At 35.1% G+C, this 1,568-nt stretch carries 2 protein-coding genes; both read left to right on the top strand.

The genetic code is table 11. The features are described 5' to 3' along the window. On the top strand, positions 1 to 519 hold a 519-nt coding region (locus H4J70_RS20205; RefSeq protein ID WP_182251787.1), incomplete at its 5' end, for a hypothetical protein. Positions 520 to 822: 303 nt separating this feature from the next. After that, the coding region (locus tag H4J70_RS20200) for a prohibitin family protein (RefSeq protein ID WP_404842504.1) at positions 823 to 1,568 on the top strand (746 nt) is incomplete at its 3' end.

Below are 1,568 nucleotides of genomic sequence, written 5' to 3'. Positions count from 1 at the left end.
AAAGCAACTAAGCACCAACAATATATTAATGCGGCGAGCTTTAGTGGTAACTCTGCACTTAAGCACCTTGTCTATAAAAATGAAAATAGTGAAGAAATTATTCTTAATCTATTGAGCAATCAAAAGTTTAGAGATTCTTGTTTATCAATTATTGCGGTACTTGCTTATAAAGAATTACCTGCCCGTGCATTTTATATTCTTGTTCTACCTAAAGATAAAAATGATAAAGAAGAGTATTCCTTTTGGTATCGTGACTTATCAGTATTGAAAAAATCTGCCCAATTGAAAGAATATACCCAGAAAGTATCTAATCACGGTAAACCGGCAATTTTAAAAGTTGAATTGAAAAAAAGCGATAAAGTGCAAAATATGTATTACCGTGACGAAATCAGTTATTTAAGAAGTTTAGATAAAGACTTAGCGGATGATCTTCAAACTCAGTTAGAAAGTACCATAGGTATCGGAGAAGTGACCGATTTAACTGATATTGCTATTAAGTTGATTGCTAATGCAACATAAATGACAACAGACCCATCAACTTTTGTCGAATGGCCAACAGAAAAAATATCAATACAACACTTTTGATGTTCACCTAACTGATAAGATTAACTTACTAATGGTTAATATTATCGATTGTTTAGTCTTTGCAGGGCTGGTTAACTCGGGTGTAAGTTTGACGTTAAGTCACTTAAAAGGTTATGGTCTCTGCATAGCGAATAACATGCTGTAATATTTAACGAATGTGTCTTTAAATATGGGCACCTAATAAAGCCCCTAGGTAAAAAAGTGAATATAGAAAAATTAAATATCCCAACTAAATCAATAATAACGGTGGCGATTGCTGTCACCCTCTTTTTCAGCTCTGTTTACACGGTCAATGAAGGACATATCGGCATTGTTAAGCGATTCAGTGAAGCCAAAGAGCAGGTTAACCCGGGTTTACACTTTAAAGTGCCTTTTATTGATAGCGTTGAAGAGATAGAAGTCAGAACACGTAAAAATGAAGAAAAAATGGCATCAAGTACTAAAGAGCAAATGCCAGTAACTGTTATTGTTTCAGTTAACTGGACGGTAGACAAGACAGCTGCACTTGAACTTTTTCGCCAATACGGTGGTTTAAAGCAATTTGAAAATAGAATTCTTGATCCTCGTTTTAGATCTGCCACTAAAGATGTTATCCCACAGTACGATGCAGAGAAATTAATACAAGATAGAGCAAGTGCTATTCAAGCGATTGAAGCAAGCTTTATCGAAGAAATGAAAGACTTTCCTGTTACTGTTGATAACATCCAAATTGAAAATATTCAATTACCAGCTAAGTACTTAACTTCTATTGAAACTAAGCAAACAGAAAAAAATCTGGCTGATGCGGAGAAACATAAACTAGCACGTCAAAATTTAGAAGCGCAACGTGACGTAAATACGGCAAAAGCAAAAGCAGACGGTATTAAGCTCGTTGCTATAGCAGAAGCTGAATCTATTCGAATTAAAGGCTTAGCTGAAGCTGAAGCGATTACGGCTAAAGCTAAAGCACTGGGTAACAACCCTTTAATTGTTAAGCTAACAGA

It is taken from the genome of Colwellia sp. BRX8-9 (assembly GCF_014077245.1).
Classification (GTDB): Bacteria; Pseudomonadota; Gammaproteobacteria; order Enterobacterales; family Alteromonadaceae; genus Colwellia_A.
Note: the sequence above shows the minus strand (reverse complement) of the source record. Positions and strands in the feature narration are given on the sequence as shown.